The organism is Streptomyces sp. NPDC047315 (genome assembly GCF_040643215.1).
In the GTDB taxonomy this organism is placed as follows: Bacteria; Actinomycetota; Actinomycetes; order Streptomycetales; family Streptomycetaceae; genus Streptomyces.
Genome location: NZ_JBEYTZ010000004.1, coordinates 24,831 through 44,887 on the forward strand (window position 1 = coordinate 24,831; position 20,057 = coordinate 44,887).

General features: G+C 74.5%; 10 protein-coding genes. 6 read left to right on the top strand and 4 right to left on the bottom strand.

Translation table 11 applies throughout. The features are described from left to right. Nucleotides 1-10: 10 nt before the first annotated feature. The 4 genes from ABZ842_RS05250 to ABZ842_RS05265 all read right to left on the bottom strand — a co-directional run bounded on the left by ABZ842_RS05250 (nt 11) and on the right by ABZ842_RS05265 (nt 6,328). Nucleotides 11-1,369 (bottom strand): RNA polymerase sigma factor, encoded by a 1,359-nt coding sequence (locus tag ABZ842_RS05250; protein ID WP_361531917.1) that lies wholly within the window; start codon nt 1,367-1,369, stop codon nt 11-13. Between the two features lie 141 nt (nt 1,370-1,510). After that, complete coding sequence (gene dnaG, locus ABZ842_RS05255) at nt 1,511-3,445, bottom strand: DNA primase (protein WP_361531920.1); 1,935 nt, start codon at nt 3,443-3,445, stop codon at nt 1,511-1,513. 99 nt (nt 3,446-3,544) lie between these two features. Next, nucleotides 3,545-4,819: an FAD-dependent oxidoreductase gene (locus ABZ842_RS05260; RefSeq protein ID WP_361531923.1), complete on the bottom strand. Its 1,275-nt coding sequence runs from the start codon at nt 4,817-4,819 to the stop codon at nt 3,545-3,547. A 147-nt stretch (nt 4,820-4,966) separates the two neighbouring features. After that, nucleotides 4,967-6,328 (bottom strand): deoxyguanosinetriphosphate triphosphohydrolase, encoded by a 1,362-nt coding sequence (locus tag ABZ842_RS05265; RefSeq protein WP_361531926.1) that lies wholly within the window; start codon nt 6,326-6,328, stop codon nt 4,967-4,969. Between the two features lie 148 nt (nt 6,329-6,476). Between ABZ842_RS05265 and ABZ842_RS05270 the strand changes: the two genes are divergently transcribed. From ABZ842_RS05270 to ABZ842_RS05295, 6 genes are all read left to right on the top strand, one after another. Continuing rightward, nucleotides 6,477-7,352: a DUF4132 domain-containing protein gene (locus tag ABZ842_RS05270; RefSeq protein WP_361531929.1), complete on the top strand. Its 876-nt coding sequence runs from the start codon at nt 6,477-6,479 to the stop codon at nt 7,350-7,352. Then, the gene (locus tag ABZ842_RS05275) at nt 7,349-12,463 is read left to right on the top strand and encodes a hypothetical protein (protein WP_361531932.1); all 5,115 of its coding nucleotides are present in this window, start codon (nt 7,349-7,351) and stop codon (nt 12,461-12,463) included. The genes ABZ842_RS05270 and ABZ842_RS05275 overlap by 4 nt, the downstream gene beginning before the upstream one ends. Further along, entirely contained in the window at nt 12,460-13,635 is a 1,176-nt protein-coding gene (locus ABZ842_RS05280; protein WP_361531935.1) for an AAA family ATPase, read from the top strand. Before ABZ842_RS05275 ends, ABZ842_RS05280 begins: the two co-directional genes overlap by 4 nt. Continuing rightward, nucleotides 13,622-17,224 (top strand): DUF5682 family protein, encoded by a 3,603-nt coding sequence (locus tag ABZ842_RS05285; protein ID WP_361531938.1) that lies wholly within the window; start codon nt 13,622-13,624, stop codon nt 17,222-17,224. The genes ABZ842_RS05280 and ABZ842_RS05285 overlap by 14 nt, the downstream gene beginning before the upstream one ends. Next, the gene (locus ABZ842_RS05290; RefSeq protein WP_361531941.1) at nt 17,221-19,113 is read left to right on the top strand and encodes a hypothetical protein; all 1,893 of its coding nucleotides are present in this window, start codon (nt 17,221-17,223) and stop codon (nt 19,111-19,113) included. The genes ABZ842_RS05285 and ABZ842_RS05290 overlap by 4 nt, the downstream gene beginning before the upstream one ends. 125 nt (nt 19,114-19,238) lie before the next feature. Continuing rightward, nucleotides 19,239-19,973, top strand: a complete 735-nt coding sequence (locus ABZ842_RS05295) for an ElyC/SanA/YdcF family protein (protein ID WP_361531944.1) — start codon at nt 19,239-19,241, stop codon at nt 19,971-19,973. Nucleotides 19,974-20,057: the final 84 nt, after the last annotated feature.

Below are 20,057 nucleotides of genomic sequence, written 5' to 3' on the forward strand. Positions count from 1 at the left end.
TCGGGGCCGGTCAGTCCAGGTAGCCGCGGAGCTGGTCGGCGAAGGCGTGGTCGCGGAGCTTGTTGAGGGTCTTGGACTCGATCTGGCGTATCCGCTCCCGGGTGACGCCGAAGATCCGGCCTATCTCCTCAAGGGTCCGCGGCCGGCCGTCGACCAGCCCGTACCGCAGCTGGACCACCTTCCGTTCGCGCTCGCCGAGGGTGGAGAGGACCGCCTCCAGGTGCTCGCGCAGCAGCAGGAAGGCGGCCGACTCCACCGGCGAGGCCGCGTCGCCGTCCTCGATCAGGTCGCCGAGGGCGACGTCGTCCTCCTCTCCCACCGGCGCGTGCAGCGACACCGGCTCCTGGGCGAGCCGCAGCACCTCGCTGACGCGCTCGGGCGAGAGGTCGAGCTGGACGGCGACCTCGTCGGGCGTCGGTTCTTGGCCGCGCTCCTGGAGCATGCGGCGCTGGACGCGCACCACGCGGTTGATCAGTTCCACCACGTGGACCGGGACGCGGATGGTGCGCGCCTGGTCGGCGAGGGCCCGGGACATGGCCTGCCGGATCCACCAGGTCGCGTACGTGGAGAACTTGTAGCCGCGGGCGTAGTCGAACTTCTCCACCGCTCTGATCAGGCCGAGGTTGCCCTCTTGGACGAGGTCGAGCATGGTCAGGCCGCGGCCGACGTAGCGTTTGGCGACCGAGACGACCAGCCGGAGGTTGGCTTCGATCAGTCGGCGCTTGGCCATCCGCCCCATGACGACCAGCCGGTCGAGGTCGACGGCGAGTTGGGAGTTGTTGATGTCGGGGGTGTTGCTCAGCTTCTCCTCGGCGAAGAGGCCCGCCTCCACGCGGCGGGCCAACTCGACCTCCTCGGCCGCCGTGAGCAGCGGGATCCGACCGATCTCACGCAGGTACTGACGGAACAGGTCCGAGGACGGGCCGCTGGTCTCGGCGCGGCGGGCGGCGGGCGCGGGCTCCGGTTCCGGCGCCTCCGGCTCCGGTTCTGCCTCCGGTTCCGCCTGGGGACCGGCTTCGGCGCCGGGTGCGTGGGCGGGCGCGTCGGTGCGCGCATCTGCGGGGAGCACGTCGACGAGTGCCTGCGGCATCGTCTCGGGGTGTTGCGGGGGCGGGCTCTGGGCGGGGACGGCCGCGATGGCGTCGGCCACCGGCGCGGACGCCGGCACCGGCGCCGAAGCGGCCTCCGTCTCGGTCAGGGTCTGGGTCTGCACGGGGGCGACCTCCAGGGTGATCGCTGCCGGTTCGAGGGCATGCGGCAGCGGGACGGTTGCGGCCTGGCCGCTGTCCGTCCCGTACACGATGAGCGGATCCGCGGGGATGGTTGGCCCACCGGGGGTGGGCCGGCCGCGCTCCGAGGACTCAGGCACCGCCCCCAGTGTGGGGTACGGCACATCCCCACCACGAGGGGCGTGCGGTGGTTTTTTGAGTCCGATCCGTGACCGAGTGGTTACGCTCCATGGCGCACCGGGACGGCCGCGGGCGGGTGCCTCGGCCGGGCGGCCGGGCGGTCAGAGGGCCGCCGCGCCGTGGTTCCGCAGGGACCGGCCGTACTGCTGGAGCACCCACAGCTCGTTCTGCACGGCGGCGTACTGCTCGGCGTCCGCGTGCTGGCCGAGGCGGGCGAGGGTGCCCTGGACCTCGGCGATGCGGCGGTCGACCGCACGGAGCCGGACCTGGACGAGCTGGACACCGGCGTACGTCTCGTCGACGGTGCGGCAGTGCACCGCCTCCACGGCCAGCTCCGTCACCAGGGCGCGCACGGTGTCGTCGGACGCGGCGTCGCGGACGCGGGCCAGATAGCCGGCGGAGTCCGTCACGCCCTGCTCGGCGCCGCCGGCTTCGGCGATCGTCTGGCGCACCACCGCGTACGGCGGGGCGGTGAACTCGTCCACCCCGTAGGCGTCGAAGGTCGGGGAGACCAGCTCGGGGTGTTGCAGGGCGAGCTTCAGCAGTTCGCGCTCGGTGCGGTGGGCGGGGCTGCGCAGATTCAGGGCGGGGCCGCCCGGCGCGGGCGGCGCCACGACGGCCTGCGCCTGCGCCTGTCCGGCGCGCGCGGCGGCCCGGGATCCGTCGGGGCGGGCGGGGGATGCCGGGCCGCGGCCACCGCGGTCCCGGGCCCAACGGGCGAGCTGGGCGACCCGCTTGACCACGAACTGGGTGTCGAGGATGCCGACCATGCCCGCGAGTTGTACGGCCGACTCGTGCTGGATCGCGATGTTCTTGATGCCGGCGACGATGGGGGCGGCCTCGTCGAGGGCGGCGGCCCGGCCCGCGGGAGTCTCCAGATTGTGGCGGCGGACGACGTGCTGGAGGGCGAACTCGAACAGGGGCGTACGGCTGTCGACCAGGCCCCGCACGGCGTCGTCCCCGTCGGCGAGCCGCAGCTCGCAGGGGTCCATGCCGCCGGGGGTGATCGCGATGGAGGTCTCCGCGGCGAACTTCTGGTCGTCCTCGAAGGCGCGCAGGGCGGCCTTCTGGCCGGCCGCGTCACCGTCGAAGGTGAAGATCACCTCGGCGGTGGCGTTGTCCATCAGGAGGCGGCGGAGGATCTTGATGTGGTCGCCGCCGAAGGCGGTGCCGCAGGTGGCGATGGCGGTCGTCACGCCGGCGAGGTGGCACGCCATCACGTCGGTGTACCCCTCGACGACCACGGCGCGGCTGGACTTGGCGATCTCCTTCTTGGCCAGGTCGATGCCGTAGAGGACCTGGGACTTCTTGTAGATGGCCGTCTCGGGGGTGTTCAGGTACTTGGGGCCGTTGTCGCTGTCGTAGAGCTTGCGGGCGCCGAAGCCGACGACGTCGCCGGAGATGTCCCGGATGGGCCACATCAGTCGGCCGCGGAAGCGGTCGATCGGGCCGCGGCGGCCGTCCTGGGAGAGCCCGGAGAGCACCAGTTCCTTGTCGCTGAAGCCCTTGCCGCGCAGGAAGCGGGTGAGGTGGTCCCAGCCCTGGGGGCTGTAGCCGACGCCGAAGTGCTGGGCCGCGGAGTGGTCGAAGCCGCGCTCGGCGAGGAAGGCGCGGCCCGTCTCGGCTTCGGCGCCGTTCTCCAACTGGTCGACGTAGAACTGCGCCGCGATCTTGTGGGCCTCCACCAGGCGGATGCGTTCGCCGCGCTGATGGCTCGGGTTGTATCCACCCTCCTCGTAGCGCAGGGTGATGCCCGCGCGGGCCGCCAGTCGCTCGACCGTCTCGGAGAAGGTGAGGTGGTCGATCTTCATGACGAAGGCGATCGTGTCGCCGCCTTCCTGGCAGCCGAAGCAGTGGAAGAGTCCCTTGCTGGGGCTGACCTGGAAGGACGGCGACTTCTCGTCGTGGAAGGGGCAGAGCCCCTTCAGATTGCCGCCGCCAGCGTTACGCAGCTGGAGGTACTCGGACACGACGGCATCGATCGGGACCGCGTCCCTTACCGCCTTGACGTCGTCATCGTTGATCCTGCCTGCCACGCGTGAAGTCTACGGTTTCCCGGCGGCCCTCCCGCGGGCCTGTGGATAACCTCGCTCCCGACCCCGTTCGCTGCCGGATCGGCCCGTTCGCGGGTGGCGTCAGGGGGTGGGCTGTTCGACGAGCGCGGTCAGGGGTACGGACGGGTCGCTCAGGGCCTCGGGGTCCACCGGTGCCCCGGACCGGATCAGCGCCTGGACCTGCTCCGTCACGTCCCACACGTTCACGTTCATGCCGGCCAGTACGCGCCGGTCCTTCAGCCAGAACGCGATGAACTCGCGCCGGCCGGCGTCCCCGCGCAGCACGACCTGGTCGTACGAGCCGGCCGGCGCCCAGCCCGAGTACTCCATGCCGAGGTCGTACTGGTCGGAGAAGAAGTACGGGACGCGGTCGTACGACACTTCCTGGCCGAGCATGGCGCGGGCGGCGGCCGGACCGCCGTTGAGGGCGTTCGCCCAGTGCTCGACGCGCAGCGCGGTGTCGAGGAGGGGGTGGTGGGCCGAGGCGACGTCGCCCGCTGCGTAGACGTCGGGGTCGGAGGTGCGCAGGGAGGCGTCGACGGCGATGCCGCCGCCCTTCGCCCGGTCGGCGAGCGCGAGGCCGGCGGCTTCGGCGAGCCCGGTGCGCGGGGCGGCGCCGATGGCGGCGAGGACGGCGTGCGCGGGGTGCTCCTCGCCGTCGTCGGTGCGGACGGCGAGCACCATGCCGTCCTGGCCGGTGATCTCGGTGAGGCGGGCGCCGAAGTGGAAGCGGACCCCGTGGTCGCGGTGGAGTTCGGTGAAGATCGCGCCCAGTTCCGGGCCGATGACCTGGTGCAGGGCGGTGGGCTCGGGCTCGACGACGGTGACCTCGGCGCCGTATCCGCGGGCCGCGGCGGCGACCTCCAGGCCGATCCAGCCCGCGCCGGCGATGACGAGTTGGCCGTTCTCCCGGCCGAGTGCGGTGAGCACCTGCCGCAGCCGCTCGGCGTGGGCGAGCCGGCGCAGGTGGTGGACGCCGGCGAGGCCGGTGCCGGGGATGTCCAGGCGCCGGGGCTCCGCGCCGGTGGCCAGCAGCAGCTTGTCGTAGTGCAGGACGGTGCCGTCGCCGAGGCGTACGGACTTGCCCGCGCGATCGACGGCGACGACGCTCTGCCCCAGGTGGAGCTCCACGTCGGCCTGGGCGTACCAGCCGGGCTCGTGGACGAAGACGCTGTCGCGGCTCTCCTTGCCCTGGAGGTATCCCTTGGACAGCGGAGGCCGTTCGTAGGGGTGCTCGCCTTCGTCGCCGATGAGGATCACGCGTCCGGTGAATCCCTCGGCACGCAGGGTCTCGGCGGCCTTGGCCCCGGCGAGACCACCGCCGACGATGACGAATGTGCGATGCCCGTCGACCACTTGATGCCTCCTTCGTGCTTCTGCGGCGCCTGTCCCGTTCCATGCTGCGCAGCCTCCAGCGAGCGTCCCGCACGCAGCGTGATGGCGGAAGAGGGAGTGCGTCTGGCGTGTCTCGTCCCAGCCGCCGCTCACGAGCCCCGTAGGGGCTCAGCGGCGCGCCGTGAGCTGGGCGTGGAGGGTGCGGGCGGAGGCGTCGGTGAGCGACGCGATCTGATCCACAATCACCCGACCGCGCGCCCGGTCGTCCGCGGCGGCGAGGAACAGTGCGCGGAACTGGGGGTCGAGGCTGTCCGGTGCGCGGCTGGTGATCGCCTCGGCGAGTTCGGCGAGCAGGATCCGCTGATCGGCCCGGAGCGTCTTTTGTTCGGCGCGCTGCATCACGTAGCGATGGGCGACGGCCTTGAGCACCGCGCACTCGTACCGGGTGGCGCGGGGGACGACCAGCTCGGCGGCGTAGCGGGTGAGTCGTCCGGTGCCGTAGGCGCTGCGGGTGGCGCTCTCGGCGGCCAGGCAGAAGCGGCCGATGAGCTGGCTGGTGGCGTCCTTGAGGCGGGCCTGTGCCACGGCGGAGCCGTCGTACTGGTGGGGCCACCACTCCTGTGCGATGAGGCGGTCCAGGGCGGCGGCCAGCTCCTCGGGGTCGGCGTCGTCGGGTACGTAGCGGCCGACGGCGACCCGCCAGATCTCGGCGCGCTCGGGTTCGGCGAGCAGCAGCGCGGGGTCGATGTGGCCGGCGTGCAGGCCGTCCTCGAAGTCGTGAACGGAGTAAGCGACGTCGTCGGACCAGTCCATGACCTGGGCCTCGAAGCACCTGCGGTGCTCGGGCGCGCCCTCGCGCACCCAGGCGAAGACGGGCAGGTCGTCCTCGTACACCCCGAACTTCACGGACGTCGGGTCGGTGGGGTGGCCGCCGCGGGGCCAGGGGTACTTGGTGGCGGCGTCGAGGGCGGCGCGGGTGAGGTTGAGGCCGACGCTGACCGGGTCGCCGGCGGCCGTGTGGGTGAAGCGCTTGGGCTCGATCCGGGTCAGCAGGCGCAGCGACTGGGCGTTGCCCTCGAAGCCTCCGCAGCCTTCGGCGACCTCGTTGAGCGCGACTTCGCCGTTGTGTCCGAAGGGCGGGTGGCCGAGGTCGTGGGCGAGGCAGGCGGCCTCGACGAGATCGGGGTCGCAGCCGAGCGCGGCGCCGAGTTCCCGGCCGACCTGGGCGCATTCGAGGGAGTGGGTGAGCCGGGTGCGGGGGCTGGCGTCCCAGGCTTCGTTGCGGGTGCCGGGGGTGACCACCTGGGTCTTGCCGGCGAGCCGGCGCAGCGCGGCGGAGTGCAGCACGCGGGCGCGGTCGCGCTGGAAGGCGGTGCGGCCGGGGCGCTTGTCGGGTTCGGGCGCGAAGCGGGCGGTGGCCGCGTCGTCGTAGGCGTCGTGGTGGTAGGCCCCTTCACCATAGGTGTTCTTGTCATACGAATGCGGGCCTCGGGCGGCGGGGCCGGTGGGTGTGCTGGTCGTACCTTCCATGCACCGAAGGTAACCGGCTCGAAAGGCTGTCCGCCCGTCCGGTCGGCGCTGCCGGGGGCGAGGTTATCCACAGGCTCGGGCGAGTGTCACTGGGTGCTCCTAGTGTGATCGTCATCGAAACCGAAAGCGTCGGGGAGGCGGTCTCGCCATGGGCTGGATCGAGACACAGAGCGGTGGGTACACCGTGTCGCTGGACGGCAGCGAAGTGCTGTGCAGGAATGGGGCGGGTCGGCAGCTGAAGCAGGTGCCGCCGAAGCTGAAGGACGACGCCGTCGTCGTGCAGCTGCGTCAGTTGTCGGAGTGGTTGCAGCGCCATGAGCGCGAGTGTCGCGAGCAGGTGGACGCCTGGCTGGTGCGCTCGTTGCCGGTGCCGGTGGAGCTGCTCGCCAGGGTCTGGCCGGACGCCGTGTGGCAGTCCGCGCTGCGGGACCTGGTGGTCGCCCCGGTGGCGGAGGACGGGGCGGCGGACATGGCGCGGGCGGGGTTCCTGCGCGATGCGGACGCGTCCCGGGGCCTGGGGATCGTGGACCTCGACGGTGATTCGGTGCGGCTGGATTGCGCCACCGTGCTCGTGCCGCATCCGGTCCTCCTCGACGACCTGGAGGACCTGCGGGAGTTCGCGGTCGAGCTGGGCGTGGAGCAGCGGGTGGAGCAGTTGTTCCGGGAGGTGTGGCGGCGGCCGGAGCCGGTCTCGGGCGACGTCTGCGAGACGTATCAGAACGGCCGGTTCCACCAGCTGCGGCACGCCACCGCCCGCGCGACCACCTTGGGCTACCGGGTGCGGGACGGCCGGGCCGTGTGCCCGCTGGTGGAAGACGGCCGCCCGCTGGAGGCGTCGTATTGGCTCGGCGCGGACTATCCGGACGCGGAGGCGATGACGGGCGGGCTGGCCTGGCTCGGTGAGGGCGGGAGCCGGCTGCCGCTCGCCGAGGTGGGGCCGGTCGCCTGGTCCGAGGGCGTCCGGATGGCGGCGCTGATCTACGCGAGCCGCGTGGTCGAGGACGAGGAAGAGGCGCTGCGGTGAGCGGGGCGACGGGCACGGAAGGCGGGAAGCAGGTGTCGACGGTGGGGAAGGCCATGGACGGGACGGGGAACGGGACGGTGGATCGGGCCGAGCAGGTGGCGAGCGCGCTGCTGGCGGCGGGTGCGGTGCTGCCGCTGGACGCCTCGGGCGCCGTGGGCTCACCCGACGTCAAGGGGCCGCGGGGCGCGGCGAGATCCGGTGGCCGACCCTCCGGAGGGGCAGCGGATCCTGGGGCCGCCGAGGGCGACCAGAGCGATGTGCTGACGGCGCGGTCGTTCGTCCATCCGGCGCTGGACGGGCGCACGGTGGTGCGGCTGGTGCCGGAGTCGATCGGCCCTGCCGAGGACCTCGCGCTGGAGTACCTGGGCTTCGAGGGCACCGGCGCGCAGCCGGTGGGCCTGGTGCGCCGGCAGTCGCTCGGGTTCCCCGCCTGGGCCCTGGTCCACGACCCGAAGAACGGCCACCACGCCCTGGCCGTGGTCAAGGAGATGGAGCGGCTGGCCCGTCTCGTGGCCACCAAGCCGGGGCAGGCGAAGGACGGCTTCGACGAGATCGGAAGCCGCCTGGACCGTTCCGTGCCGCAGTTCCTGCCGACGTACTACGAGCAGGTGGCGCGGCTGTTCCTGGCGACGGAGGCGCAGCAGACGGCGTCCACCTTCTTCGGCAAGGCGCGCGCCGCCGAGCAGCGGCACGCCCTGCCGGTGGACGAGGAGCGGCTGCGGGAGGTCTTCCTGGAGTTCGCCGGGGCGGGCGCGCTGAGCGCCAAGGTGCTGCGGGAGTACGCGAAGGGGCTGGCGGAGCGCCTTCCCGCGGAGCGGGCGTTCGCGGAGTTCCGCACGGTCTGTTCGCAGCGCTGCGCATCGGGGCTCACCCCGTACGCCGGAATGCTGGAGGACCTGCGGCGGCTGGCGAAGGGCGCGGGGCTCGACGCGCTGGAGGTGGAGCGCTCCCTGCTGACGGAGATCATCGAAACGGACGCGGTGAACCGCGCGGCGGGCGGGTTCTGGAAGTCGGCGCTGCCGGCGCTGAAGGTGCTGGCGGCAAAGGACGAGGCCGTGCGCCGGCGGCTGTTGGCCCTGCTGCCGAAGACGGGCGGCGACAGCCCGGAGACGTTCGACGCCTCGTGGCTGGCGCTGCTGGAGGCGTGCGGCGCGGTGGACCTGCTGTTGGACGGCACGGTCCCGGCGGCCCCGTGGCTGTCCGCGTGGGCGGAGCACCGGCAGCGGGGCTGGCGTGCGACGGCCCGCATCGAGGACGAGCTCGTGCTGGTGGAGCGGCTGGCTGACCGGCTGGTGGCGGACGGCGTCCCGGTGCGGCTGGTGCGCTCCGGCTGGCGCGCCAGCGTCGACCTCGACGTCCTCGACCTGTGCCTGGCCCGGGGCGTGCCGGTCGCGCCGCCGGGGGACGACGTGGACTCCCTGGACCTGGACAGCTGGCTCACCGGGCCCGAGGCCGGGCGCCGGGACCTGGCGGCGCTGGCCGCGGATCCGCGGTTCGCCCCCAAGCTCCGTGCCGGGCTGGAGAACCTGACGCGGGGCCGTGGCTCCGCCGCCCTGCTCCAGCAGGTCGCGGACCATCCCGTACTGCGCACGGTGCTGGTGGGATGGTTCGACGACCGGGCGGCCCAACTCGCCGAGCCGATCGGCCTGCCGGGCGTCGAGGAGCTGCTGAAGCGGCTCGCCCCCTTCGCCAGTGCGCCCGTGTTGGCGACCGCCCCGCAGGCCCTGGCCCGGATCGGTTCGTTCTCCCCCGCCGCGGCACTCGGGCACACCCTGCGCACCGGCGTCTGGGACGAGTTGGGCTGGCCTGCGCTGGAGGAGGGCCTCGCGGAGCTCGGCGTGCCCGCGTCCGAGGGCGAGCGCTCCGGCCACGGACACCACGACGACTGGTACCGGATGTCGGACGCCTGGCCCGGGCTGATCGTCCGGCTGGGGATGCAGGCCGTCGTCGTCGGCCCCGAGAAGGTGCTTGACCGGCTGACGATTTCACTGCCGTCGGCCAAGAAGTACGGCTGGGACACCCCCGTCGTGCGGTACGTCGGCGGGCAGTGGCTGACCGTGAGCGGCGCCGGCGAGGACCGCAGGGCCCGCTGGTCGGGACGGCCGGCAGAGGTGTTCCCTCCCGTCGGCACGGTGCCGGACCGCTATGTCGCCTACCAGTACCCGTCGTTGGAGCTGGCCGACGGCAGCCGTACGTTCGGCGCCCGCCCCGTCCGGCCCGGCGACACCTCCTTCGCGGAGGAGTGGCGTGCCGTCGCATCGGACGGGGTGTCGCTGTGGGTGCTCCACGAGGGCAAGTGGTGGGACTACGACCCGGTGACGGCCCGCCGCGGCAGGGTGTCGATGCCGTCGTTCTTCGACTCGGCGCTCGGCGCCGGCGGATCCTTGGTGGAGCAGCACTGCCGGTTGCTGCCGGTGCAGCCGGGCCTCGAAGGATCCCCGTTCGGCACTCGGGACGGGCTCCTCGGCTGGTGGGTGCGGTCGGAGCCGGGCTCCACCACCGTGACCGCCTGCTCGGTGGACGGCAGCCGGGCTTCCGCGGCCGTCAAGAAGGAGGCGTCCCGGTTCTCGTACCGCACGGAAGCGGTGTCGACGCCGCCGATGCGGCTGCCCGCGGGTGCCGTCCTGCACCCGCGCGAGGTCCGGGGCCACGGCGCGCGGATCGAGTTCCACGACGACCGCGGGCTGCTGCTGTCCACCGTCGCCGAGGGCGCCCAGGGCGACACCTACGCCGCAGGCACCGCGGTCGTGCCGCCCATCGCGTACTGGCACGCGCTGCGTGCCCGGGACGAGGCCGGGTCGGCGGCGCTGCGGGAGGTGACCGACGCGGCGGCCGGGAAGCTGATCGCGGCTGTGGTGGGCGGCGCGCCCGCACAGGACGCCGTGCGCGAGCTGCTTCCGCAGGTCACGCACCCGAGCTTGGTGACCGGTGTGGCTTCCTTCGTGGAGCAGGCGGCGAAGTTCGCCCGCCGGGTCGCCGAACTCGCCGAGCGGGCCGAGCAGGGACGCCGGGCGCAGGACGCCGCCCCCTCCGCGGCCTCGAAGACCGAGTACGCCTTCGACGGGCGGTTGCGGACGGCGCTGGCCGGGCTCGTCGACACCGGCAGCGTGTACACCTACCACTCGGGTGACGAGCGGACGGTGACCGCGATGGGCCAGGTCGACCTGGTGCGGCGGGCGTTGGGCGCCGAGGAAGCCGACGGGGCCGAGGGCGAGGACGGCTCCGCCACCAACGTGGCCTGGCTGACGCTCGTGGGCCCGGGTGTCGCCGCTGCTGCCGTGCGCGCGGGCTCCTCGCAACTGCCCGACGTCGAACGGGCCGCTCTGTTGGAGCTGCTGGACGCCGTGCTGCAGGTGCGGGCGGACGGGGACGCCGTCCTCGCGGATCCGCGCGGGCGGCTGCGGACGGTGCACCTCAAGTCGCTCAAGCCCGGCACGTTCACCAAGATGCTCGGGCAGGTGCAGCAGCAGGGCGCGCGCCGGCTGGTCTTCCTGGACCGTCGCTACGCCGGGGACGACCTGTCGCGCTACAAGTGCCTCGAATACGACCCGGCCGGAGAGTTCGGGGCGTGGGACGGCTTCGCCGTCGCCGAGTCGCAGGTCCTGGGAGCCCCGGACGACCCGCTGCGGGCGGACGCGGTGCGGCACATGGTGGCCGCGGTCCGCGCGCAGGGGCCGCTGCCCTATCTGACCGGGCCGATCGTGCAGTTCGCCGCGGAGACGGGGACGAACCCGGCGGTGGGCGCACTGCTGACGCTGGGGCTGCCCGGGGTCGCCGACTCGGGCCGGGAAGGGCTGCTGCCGGCCGAGTGCCTGGCGCCGCTGGGGCTGAAGTCGGCCGACGCCAAGGCGGCACGGGGCGTCGTGAGCCAGCTCGACCCGGGCGAGCGGCAGCACTACACGAGCCTGCTCCTGCCGCTGGAGCCGGAGCGGATCGACGGACTGTGGGACGCCGGCCCGGATGTGGCGGCGCTGGCCTCGGCGTGGGTCGCGGCGCGCGGCAAGCAGCGGGCGGTGCCCCCGTGGCTGACGGGCCGCGCGGTGGCGGAGCTCGGCCCCGCCTCCCTGCTGGACCGCGCGTTGAACCCGGAGGTGCAGCCGGAGTTGACCGGCCGTACCGAGCAGAAGCTCGACAAGGACGAGTCCCTGGTCCCGGTGGAGCGCGAGAAGCTGCTCACGGGCGCTGACCTGGGCGCGTACGTCACCACCCTGCGCTGGCTGGCGTACCGGCTGCCGTTCGGCGATCCGCTGCGGGAGGTGCTGCCCGTCACCCTGCGGATGCTGCGGGAGCGGCTGCGCGATCCCGGGCTGCTCCTCCACCTCTCCGTGGACTGGGACTCCGAGGGCAACGCCACATCGAAGCGGCTGCGCAAGGCGTACGGCTTCGGGGAGCGGCCCGAGGGCACGAAGGGGTTCGCCGAGCTGGCCGAGGGGCTGGTCCTGCTGCCCAAGCAGTACTACTCGGGGTGGGAGGACGTGTGGGTGCGCCCCGCCGCCCTGATGGCGGCGGCGGACGCGGCCCCCGGCGCCGGAGCCGACCACCCCGCGGTGAAGCTGCTCCTGGGAACCGCGGGTGAGCGGCCGTATCTGATGGCGCTGCGGGCGCTGCTCAGCCCGGAGTTCGAGGCCCTGGTGACGGCCGACGGCACGCCGGGGGCGGCCCAGTGCCCGACGAACGGGGCGCCGGAGCTGGTGGGGGCGGCGGCGCGGGAGCTGGGCGTCGGGGAGGACGCGGCGGCCCTGTATCTGATGCTGCTGGCGCTGCCCGACCCCACGGACCGCAACCAGGCGGAGTGGACCGGTTGGAAGCCGGCACGGTTGAAGAAGGCCCGCGCCGAGTTGGCGGCCACGGACCTGGTGGTGGAGGCGAAGCGTGCGCGCGCCGGCCGGTCGCTCTTCCTGCCCGGGGGCTGGCTGGAGGCGAAGGCGCCGAAGCTCCCCGTCGAGACGTGGAAGACGGAGCTGGTGCCCTGGTGGCGGCACGAGGGCTTCGTGGTGCCGGACATGCCGGTGGCCGAGTTGTACGCGGCGGCGTGGCAGCGGGTGGTGGCCGGGGATCCGCCCGGGTTCGAGGAGTTCAAGGGACGCAGGTCCAGGGGAGGTTCGCGATGAGCGGGAACGGAACGGGGCTGCCGCGGCAGTCGCAGGAGCCGCAGCCGGGGGCACGGCAGATGGAGCTGCCGGAGGACCGGTACGCGCGGGAGTTGGCGTTCCTCGCTGCGTACGACGAGGGGCCGAGGCCGCCCGGCTGGCGGATGACGCCCCGCGCGGTGGTGCTCTTCGTCTGCGGCTCGGGGGACGAGCCGCTGCGGGCCCCGGACGGGCAGCAGTTGGTGGTGGAGCGGAAGTTCGTGGGCGACCGCGCGCTGGTGGAGCGGTGCGTGGTGACGCTCGCCGGCGAGCGGGGCCTGTTGCTCGTCGGCGAGCCGGGCACGGCCAAGTCGATGCTGTCGGAGCTGCTGTCCGCAGCCGTGTGCGGCACGAGCACGCTCACGGTGCAGGGCACCGCGGGCACCACCGAGGACCAGCTCCGCTACGGCTGGAACTATGCGATGTTGCTGGCGCAGGGGCCCAGCCGGGCCGCCCTGGTGCCCTCCCCGGTGCTCACCGCGATGACCACCGGTGCGGTCGCCCGCGTCGAGGAGGTCACCCGCTGTCTGCCGGAGGTCCAGGACGCCCTGGTGTCGCTGCTGTCGGAGCGGCGGATGGCCGTGCCGGAGCTGTCGGGTGAAGGCGCGGCGGAGGGGACGGTGCACGCGGCACCCGGGTTCACCCTCATCGCCACGGCGAACCTGCGCGACAAGGGCGTCTCCGAGATGTCCGCGGCCCTGAAGCGGCGGTTCAACTTCGAAGAGGTCGGCCCGATCGACGACGTGGACGCCGAGACCGCGCTCGTGAAGGCGCAGGCCACGGCCGCGCTGGCGCGGTCGGGGGCGACGTTCGGGGTGGACGAAGCGGTGCTGGAAGCCCTGGTCACGGCGTTTCGGGACCTGCGCTCCGGGCGCAGCACGGAGGGCTGGGAGGTGGAACGGCCGTCGACGGTGATGTCGACCGCGGAGGCGGTGCACGTGGCCACGGCGATGGGGCTGGGCGCGGCGTACCTCGGTGACGGCCGGGACGTGGTGCGCTCCCTGCCCGGCCATCTGCTGGGCACGGTCCGCAAGGACGACCCCGCCGACCACGCCCGGCTCCTGGGCTACTGGGACGGGCCGGTGCGGCGTCGGGCGGAGGGCGGTGCACCGCTGTGGCGGACGCTGTGGGAGCTGCGCGATGACCTCGGGTGACCCCGCGGCGGAGCCCTCCGGCGCCGGGCCCGGCGGCTGGTCGCCCACCGAAGCGGCGGGCGTGCTCGCGGGGTGTCGGGAGCCGTACCTCATCGGGGTGCGGCACCACTCCCCCGCGCTGGCGGCGGCCGTGCCGGCGCTGTTGGAGCAGGCGGCGCCCGAGGTGGTGTTCGTCGAGCTGCCGGAGGAGTTCGCGCCCTGGCTGGAGCATCTGGCCGACCCGCGGACGGTGCCGCCGGTCGCGCTCGCGGGCAGCGGTGCTGACCTGGTGTTCCTGCCGTTTGCGGCGTTCTCGCCGGAGTTGGCGGCGATCCGGTGGGCGTGGGAGGCCGGGGTGGAGGTCGTCCCCTTCGACCTGCCGCTCGCGGCCCGGCACGGCGCGGAGGGCCGCCGGGGTACGGCCGTGCCCGGCGAAGGCTCCAACGGTTCCGGTGCGGACGGGCCCGGCCCCGGGTTCGCGGCGGCGCTGCGCGCCCGCGCCGGTGGCCGCCCCGGGGACGACCTGTGGGACCGGCTGGTCGAGGCCGCCGCCCCCGGTTGTGCGCCCGAGGCGCTGCGGCGGGCCGCGCTGCTCGTCGGCTGGGCGCTGCGCGAGGACGAGCGGACGCCGCCCGGTGCGGTCGACCCGTACGACCTGCGGCGCGAGGCGCACATGCGGCGGCGGTTGGCCGAGCGCGGGGACCGGCGTGCCGCGGCGGTGATCGGCGCGTTCCACGCACCCGCCCTGGTCGGCGCCTCCGCCGCGCCTTCGGCCCCGGCCCTGGAATCGGAGGCGCGGCCGAGGGCGGAGCGCGGTGCACCGGTGGAGGAGGTGGTCACGTCCCTGGTGCCGTACGCGTATCCGCTGCTCGACGAGCGGTCGGGCTATCCGGCGGGCATCCGGGATCCGGAGTGGCAGGACGGGGTGTTCCGCACCGGGGGCGACCCGGCGCTGCTGGACGAGTTGCTGACCGCGACGGCGGTGCGGATCTGCGCTGCCGTACGGGCCGCGGGGCACCCCAGCGGTCCGGCCGACGCCCGTGAAGTGGTGCGGGTGGCCCGGGACCTGGCGACGCTGCGCGGGCTTCCGGCGGCCGGCCGCGGCGAGTTGGCCGAGGCCGTGCAGACCGTGCTCACCCAGGGCAAGTTGCTGGGGCGCGGCCGTGTCGTGGCAGCGGCGATGGAGGACGTCCTGGTCGGGAGCCGTACGGGGCGGCTCGCGCCGGACACCCCGCGCTCGGGCCTCGGGCCGTCGGTCGAGGCGCTGCTGAGCGAGTTGAAGCTCCCGGGGCCGGACGCGTCGGACCGCCGCGAGCTGCGGCTCGACGTGTTGCGCAGCGACCTCGACCGGCGCCGGGAGGTCTGTCTGCGGCGGCTCGCGGTCTGCGGGGTGCCGTACGGGGAGGAGTCCGCCGTCGCCACGGTGGGCGACGCGACCGCGCTGACCACGCGGTGGGCCGTGTCCTGGTCGCCGTCGACCGCGGCGATGCTCGATGTGGCCGGGGTGCACGGAGTGACCCTGGAGCAGGCGGCGGAGGGCGTCCTGCGCCGCCGCGGCGCCGCGGAGCACCGCGGCGGCGGGCCTACGGCGGGGGACGCCGTCGGCGGTCTGGCGGAGGCGACGCGGTGCGTGCTGCCGGCCCTGGCGGCGCAGCGCCTCGCCGAGCTGGCCGAGCTGCTGCCCGCCACGGGCACCCTGCCGGAGCTCTTGGACGGCATGTCCCTGTTGGAGCGGATCAGGTCCGGCCATGTGCCGGGGATCGAGGCGGACTGGGAGCGCCCGGCGGTGGACGGGGCGCACGAGGAGCTGACGACGGCGGGGGTGCGCGCGCTCGACGGGCTCGCCGGATCGACCGATCCGTCGGACGCCCGTGCTCTGCTCGCGCTGGTGGACCGGGGGGCCGGGGTCGGCGGCGGACTGCGGCTGGTGGACGCGCTGGCCCGGCTGGAGTCGGACGGCACGGCGCTGATGAAGGGGGCCGCGGGGGCGGCGCGGGTGCTGCTGGGGCAGCAGGACGCCGCTTCGTTCGGCGCCCGCCTGGCGTCGCGGGCGGACGGCGCGACCTCCCGCGAGTTGCGGGCGCAGCTCACGGACGTCCTGCGGGGCGCGCTCGTGGGGGCGGGGCCGCTCCTGGAGACCGGTAGCGCGCTCGATCCGCTGTTGGAGCGGGTGGAGTCCTTCTCGGACCGGGCCTTCTTGGATCGTCTCCCGGCGCTGCGGGCCGGGTTCGACGTGCTGTCGCCCGCTGCCCGTTCGCGGCTGCTCGCGGTGGTGGAGGACCGTACGGGCACGGCAGCAGGCGCCTTGTCCGGCCCGGTGACGGACCCGGCGGCGCTGGCCTTGCTGGCGTTGGCGGACCAAGCGGGTCGGGAGGCCCTGGCGGCGCGGGGGTTGGCCGTACGCGCCCCTGAGGCAGAGGCGCCGACCGTCGGTGCGCCGACCGTCGCACCCGCCCCGCGGGTTGAGAGCCCGACCGATACGGATGACCGTGCCTTGTCGCCCGGCGAGCGGTGGCGGCTGCTCCTCGGCCGCAGCCGGGGACTGAGCGGCCAGGCGCGGCGCGCCGCCACGGCACTGGACGAGTTGTACGGGCGCGGCAGCGGCGAGGGCTCCCTCGGCGACGAGGAGTTCGAGGGGGCAGGCGCGGGCGACGGGCCGTCGTTCCCGGGGGTGCGGGAGTGGTCCGACGAGTTGGTCGCGCTCTTCGGCCCCGGCGTCCGCGAGGAGGTGTTGGCCGCCGCCGCGGACACGGGCCGCCTCGACGCCGCCATGGAGCTGGACCCGGCCTCCGTGCAGCCCTCCGTGGACCTGCTGCGTACGGTGCTGTCGTACGCGGGCGGCATGCCGGAGCACCAGTTGGCCCGGCTGCGCCCGCTGGTCGCGGCGCTGGTGCGGGAGTTGACGGCGGCCCTGGCCAATCGGCTGCGGCCGGCTCTCACCGGGCTGACGCACCCGAGGCCGACGAGCCGGCCGGGCGGACCGCTCGACCTGGCGCGTACGGTCCGGGCGAATCTGGCGACGGCGCGCAGGGACGGGCGGACGGGCGCGGTGACGGTCCTCCCGGAGCGGCCGGTGTTCCGCACCCGGGCGCGCCGGTCGACGGACTGGCGGCTGGTGCTCGTCGTGGACGTGTCGGGGTCGATGGAGGCGTCCACGATCTGGTCCGCGCTCACCGCCTCGGTCCTCGCCGGGGTGCCCGCCCTCAGTACGCACTTCCTGGCGTTCTCCACGGAGGTGCTGGACCTCACCGACCGCGTGGACGACCCGTTGAGCCTGTTGTTGGAGGTCCGGGTCGGCGGCGGCACCAACATCGCGCGGGGCCTGCGGCACGCCCGCACGATGGTGACGGTCCCGTCCCGGACCCTGGTGGTCGTGGTCAGCGACTTCGAGGAGGGCGGCCCGGTCGGTCCGCTGCTCGGCGAGGTGCGGGCGCTGGTCGACGCCGGGTGTCACGTCCTCGGCTGTGCCTCGCTGGACGACGAGGGCCGGCCCCGTTACTCGACGGGTGTGGCGGGCCGGCTGGTGGCGGCGGGCATGCCGATCGCCGCACTCAGCCCTCTGGAGCTGGCCCGTTGGGTCGGCGAACGCGTGGGAGGTAGCTCTCGATGACGACCCCTCAGCCCTCGGTGCCCATCGCTGGCGCGCTGCCTCCGGTGGCCGCGGACGTGGCGGCCGGCGCGCTCGACCTGTTGCCGGCCCGGCTGCGCAAGCGGGTGGACGGGGCGACGGCGAAGGTGACCGGCTGGCCGGTGGAGGCCGTGCCCGACGGCGTACGGATCCGGGTGGACGAAGAGACGACGGTGACGCTCACGCTCACCGACGGGGTCGTGGCCCGCGCCGAGGACGCGGTGTGCGGCTGTCTGCTGGCGCCGGCCTGTCTGCATCGGGCGGCGGTGCTGTCGAGCGCACCGCTCGCCGAAGCGGTCGCCGACCCCGCGGCACTCGACGACCCACCTGGGAACGACCTGCCGGGGAACGCCGTCCCCGGGGGCGGCGGACTCGCCCCCGGCGGGGCCGCGGCGGCGGACGCGGGCCCGTCCGGACCCACCGGTGCGACGCCCCACGCCGCTGTTGCCGACACCGCCACCGCCGTGACCGCTGAGTTCACGTCCGCCCAGTCGACCGCGGTGGCCGCGCTGCGCGGCGCCGCCACCGACGTGCTGGTCGCCGGGGTCACGGGCTCCGGGGCCGTGCACCGGGCCGGGCTGCTGCACGCCGCGCACTCGGCGAAGGTCGCCGGGCTGCACCTGCCCGCAGCCGCGGCCGTACGGATCGCCCGCCGGCTCGACGAGGCCCGTTCGCAGGACCCCGCGTTCCGGCTGCCGGAGCTCTCGGCCGAGTTGGCCGGGCTGTTGGAGCTGCTGCGCTCCCCGGCCGCTGCGGTGACGCCCGCGCGCCGGGCGTACCAGCCGGCCAAGCCCCTGCGCTTGTACGGGCTGTTCACCGAGCCCGTCGTCACCGCGTCGGGCTATGCGGGCGCGGTGGCCTACGGCGTGACCGTCGACGGCACGGTGCACACCGTGGCGGACGTCGCGCCCGGCGCCCCCGAGCGTGCGCTTCAGGCCGCGGGCACCCCCGTGCCGGGCGGCTGCGCGCTGCCCCTGCGCGACTGGGGCGACGGGGGCGCGGTGATCCTGACCGGGCCCACGGTCTCCCCGGACGGCCGGGTCGGCGGAGGTTCCCGGATCCGGTCCGTGACGGCCGCGGGCGCCCGCTGGCACGAGCCGCCGCTCGACGGGCTGTGGCAGCGCCCGCCCGCGGAGCAGTTGGCCCGGGCGCTGGACTGGCTGGCCAGCCCGCCCGAGACCCGCCCCGCGGGCGGGGACCTGCTCCATCTGACGGGGACGGTGGCCCCCGACGGCTTCCGGGTCGCCGGCGGCCCGCTGCTGCGTCTGCTGGCGCCGGACGAGCGCGCCGAACTCCCGTACGCGGCCAACGTCCGACTGCTCTCCTCCCGCCCCGGGCTGGAGCTGCGGTTGATCGCCCGGGTGAGCGCCGACCGGCCGGGCAGCGTCGCGGCGCTGGCCGCGGCCTGGCAGGGGCACGACGGGGAGCCGGTGCGGGTGGACCTCGGGCTGCGCCGGTTGAACCGCTCCCATCTGCCCGTGGACGTCGGGCGACGGCCGGTGGACTCGCACCTGGAGCAGCCGGGGCACCCGACGCAGCCCGCGCTCCCCGTGGAACTGGACCTCCTGCGGCGTGCGGTGGACCGGACGGTCGCCGGCGGCCGGGCGGTCATGGCCGCGTCCGCGGACGACGAGTTGCCGGGCCGGCTGCGCGCGGTGGGCCTGTCCTCGGGTGCGGAGTGCATACGGGCCCTGTCGGGCGCGGCGGCCGAGCGCCGTCGCGACGGCCTCGGCAGGTTGCTGCCCGCCGACCCGGACCGCTTCGCCGCTGCGTGGCTCGTAGCTGCGGTGTACGCGACGGCGGCGGCCCGCTCCCTGCTGCCGGCGCTCTGGTCCCCGGTGGAACGGTCGGAGCAGGGGGAAGGCGCGTAGGGCCGGGCGGCAGAATGCGGGCGAAAGAGAACCAAAATGCCGCATCAGGCGTCTGACCAGGTATGAAGAGACCGATAGCACCGCGTGGACGCCTCGGTCCCGAGCTTCGCCCCCTCCGTCGGCTGGTGGCGGCGCGGGCTGCCGCGGCAGTCGTCCGGGTGCGGACGCGCAGGGCCGACCGGTCGCGTCCGCGCCTCGGTCTGCCGCGCACCCGACGGGGTCAGCGCAGGCTGGTGCAGTCGGCGATGCTCGGGGCCGTGCTCGCGCTCGCCCCGGCGACGTGGATGCACCTGTCCTCCCACGACCGGATCCGTACGGTCGCGGAGGTCCCGGCGCAGGACGTGGCCGTGGTCTTCGGCGCCGGCCTGTGGGAGGGCCGCCCCACCCCGTATCTGGCGCACCGGCTGGACGCGGCGGTCGAGCTGTACGAGCGGGGCAAGGTCAAGGTGGTCCTGGTCACCGGGGACAACAGCCGCGAGGAGTACGACGAGCCCAGCGCGATGCGGACGTACCTCACCGAGCGCGGCGTGCCGGACGGCCGCATCGTCAGCGACTACGCCGGATTCGACACCTGGGACTCCTGCGTGCGCGCCAAGGAGATCTTCGGCGTCGACCGCGCCGTCCTGGTCACCCAGGGCTTCCACATCCGACGGGCCCTCGCGCTCTGCGACTCGGCGGGCATCGAGGCGTACGGGGTCGGGGTCGCCGAGCGCCGCGACGCGACCTGGTACTACGGCGGCGCGCGGGAGTTGGCGGCGGCGGGCAAGGCGGCGTTGGACGCGGCGCTCAAGCCGGACCCGCGGTTCCTGGGCGCGCAGGAGACGGGCGTGCACCGGGCGCTGGCGTCGGCCGGGGACTGACGCGGGCCGGACGGGGCCGACCTGACGCCGCCCCTGCCTCGGGAGCGGACACGCTGACGAACGGACGCAGGCTCGCGTCGCCAC

Coding starts and splice junctions, on each gene's coding strand:
- ABZ842_RS05265 (WP_361531926.1), bottom strand. CDS start 6,328: ATGGAAGGTACGACCAGCACACCCACCGGCCCCGCCGCCCGAGGCCCG.
- ABZ842_RS05270 (WP_361531929.1), top strand. CDS start 6,477: ATGGGCTGGATCGAGACACAGAGCGGTGGGTACACCGTGTCGCTGGAC.
- ABZ842_RS05280 (WP_361531935.1), top strand. CDS start 12,460: ATGAGCGGGAACGGAACGGGGCTGCCGCGGCAGTCGCAGGAGCCGCAG.
- ABZ842_RS05285 (WP_361531938.1), top strand. CDS start 13,622: ATGACCTCGGGTGACCCCGCGGCGGAGCCCTCCGGCGCCGGGCCCGGC.
- ABZ842_RS05290 (WP_361531941.1), top strand. CDS start 17,221: ATGACGACCCCTCAGCCCTCGGTGCCCATCGCTGGCGCGCTGCCTCCG.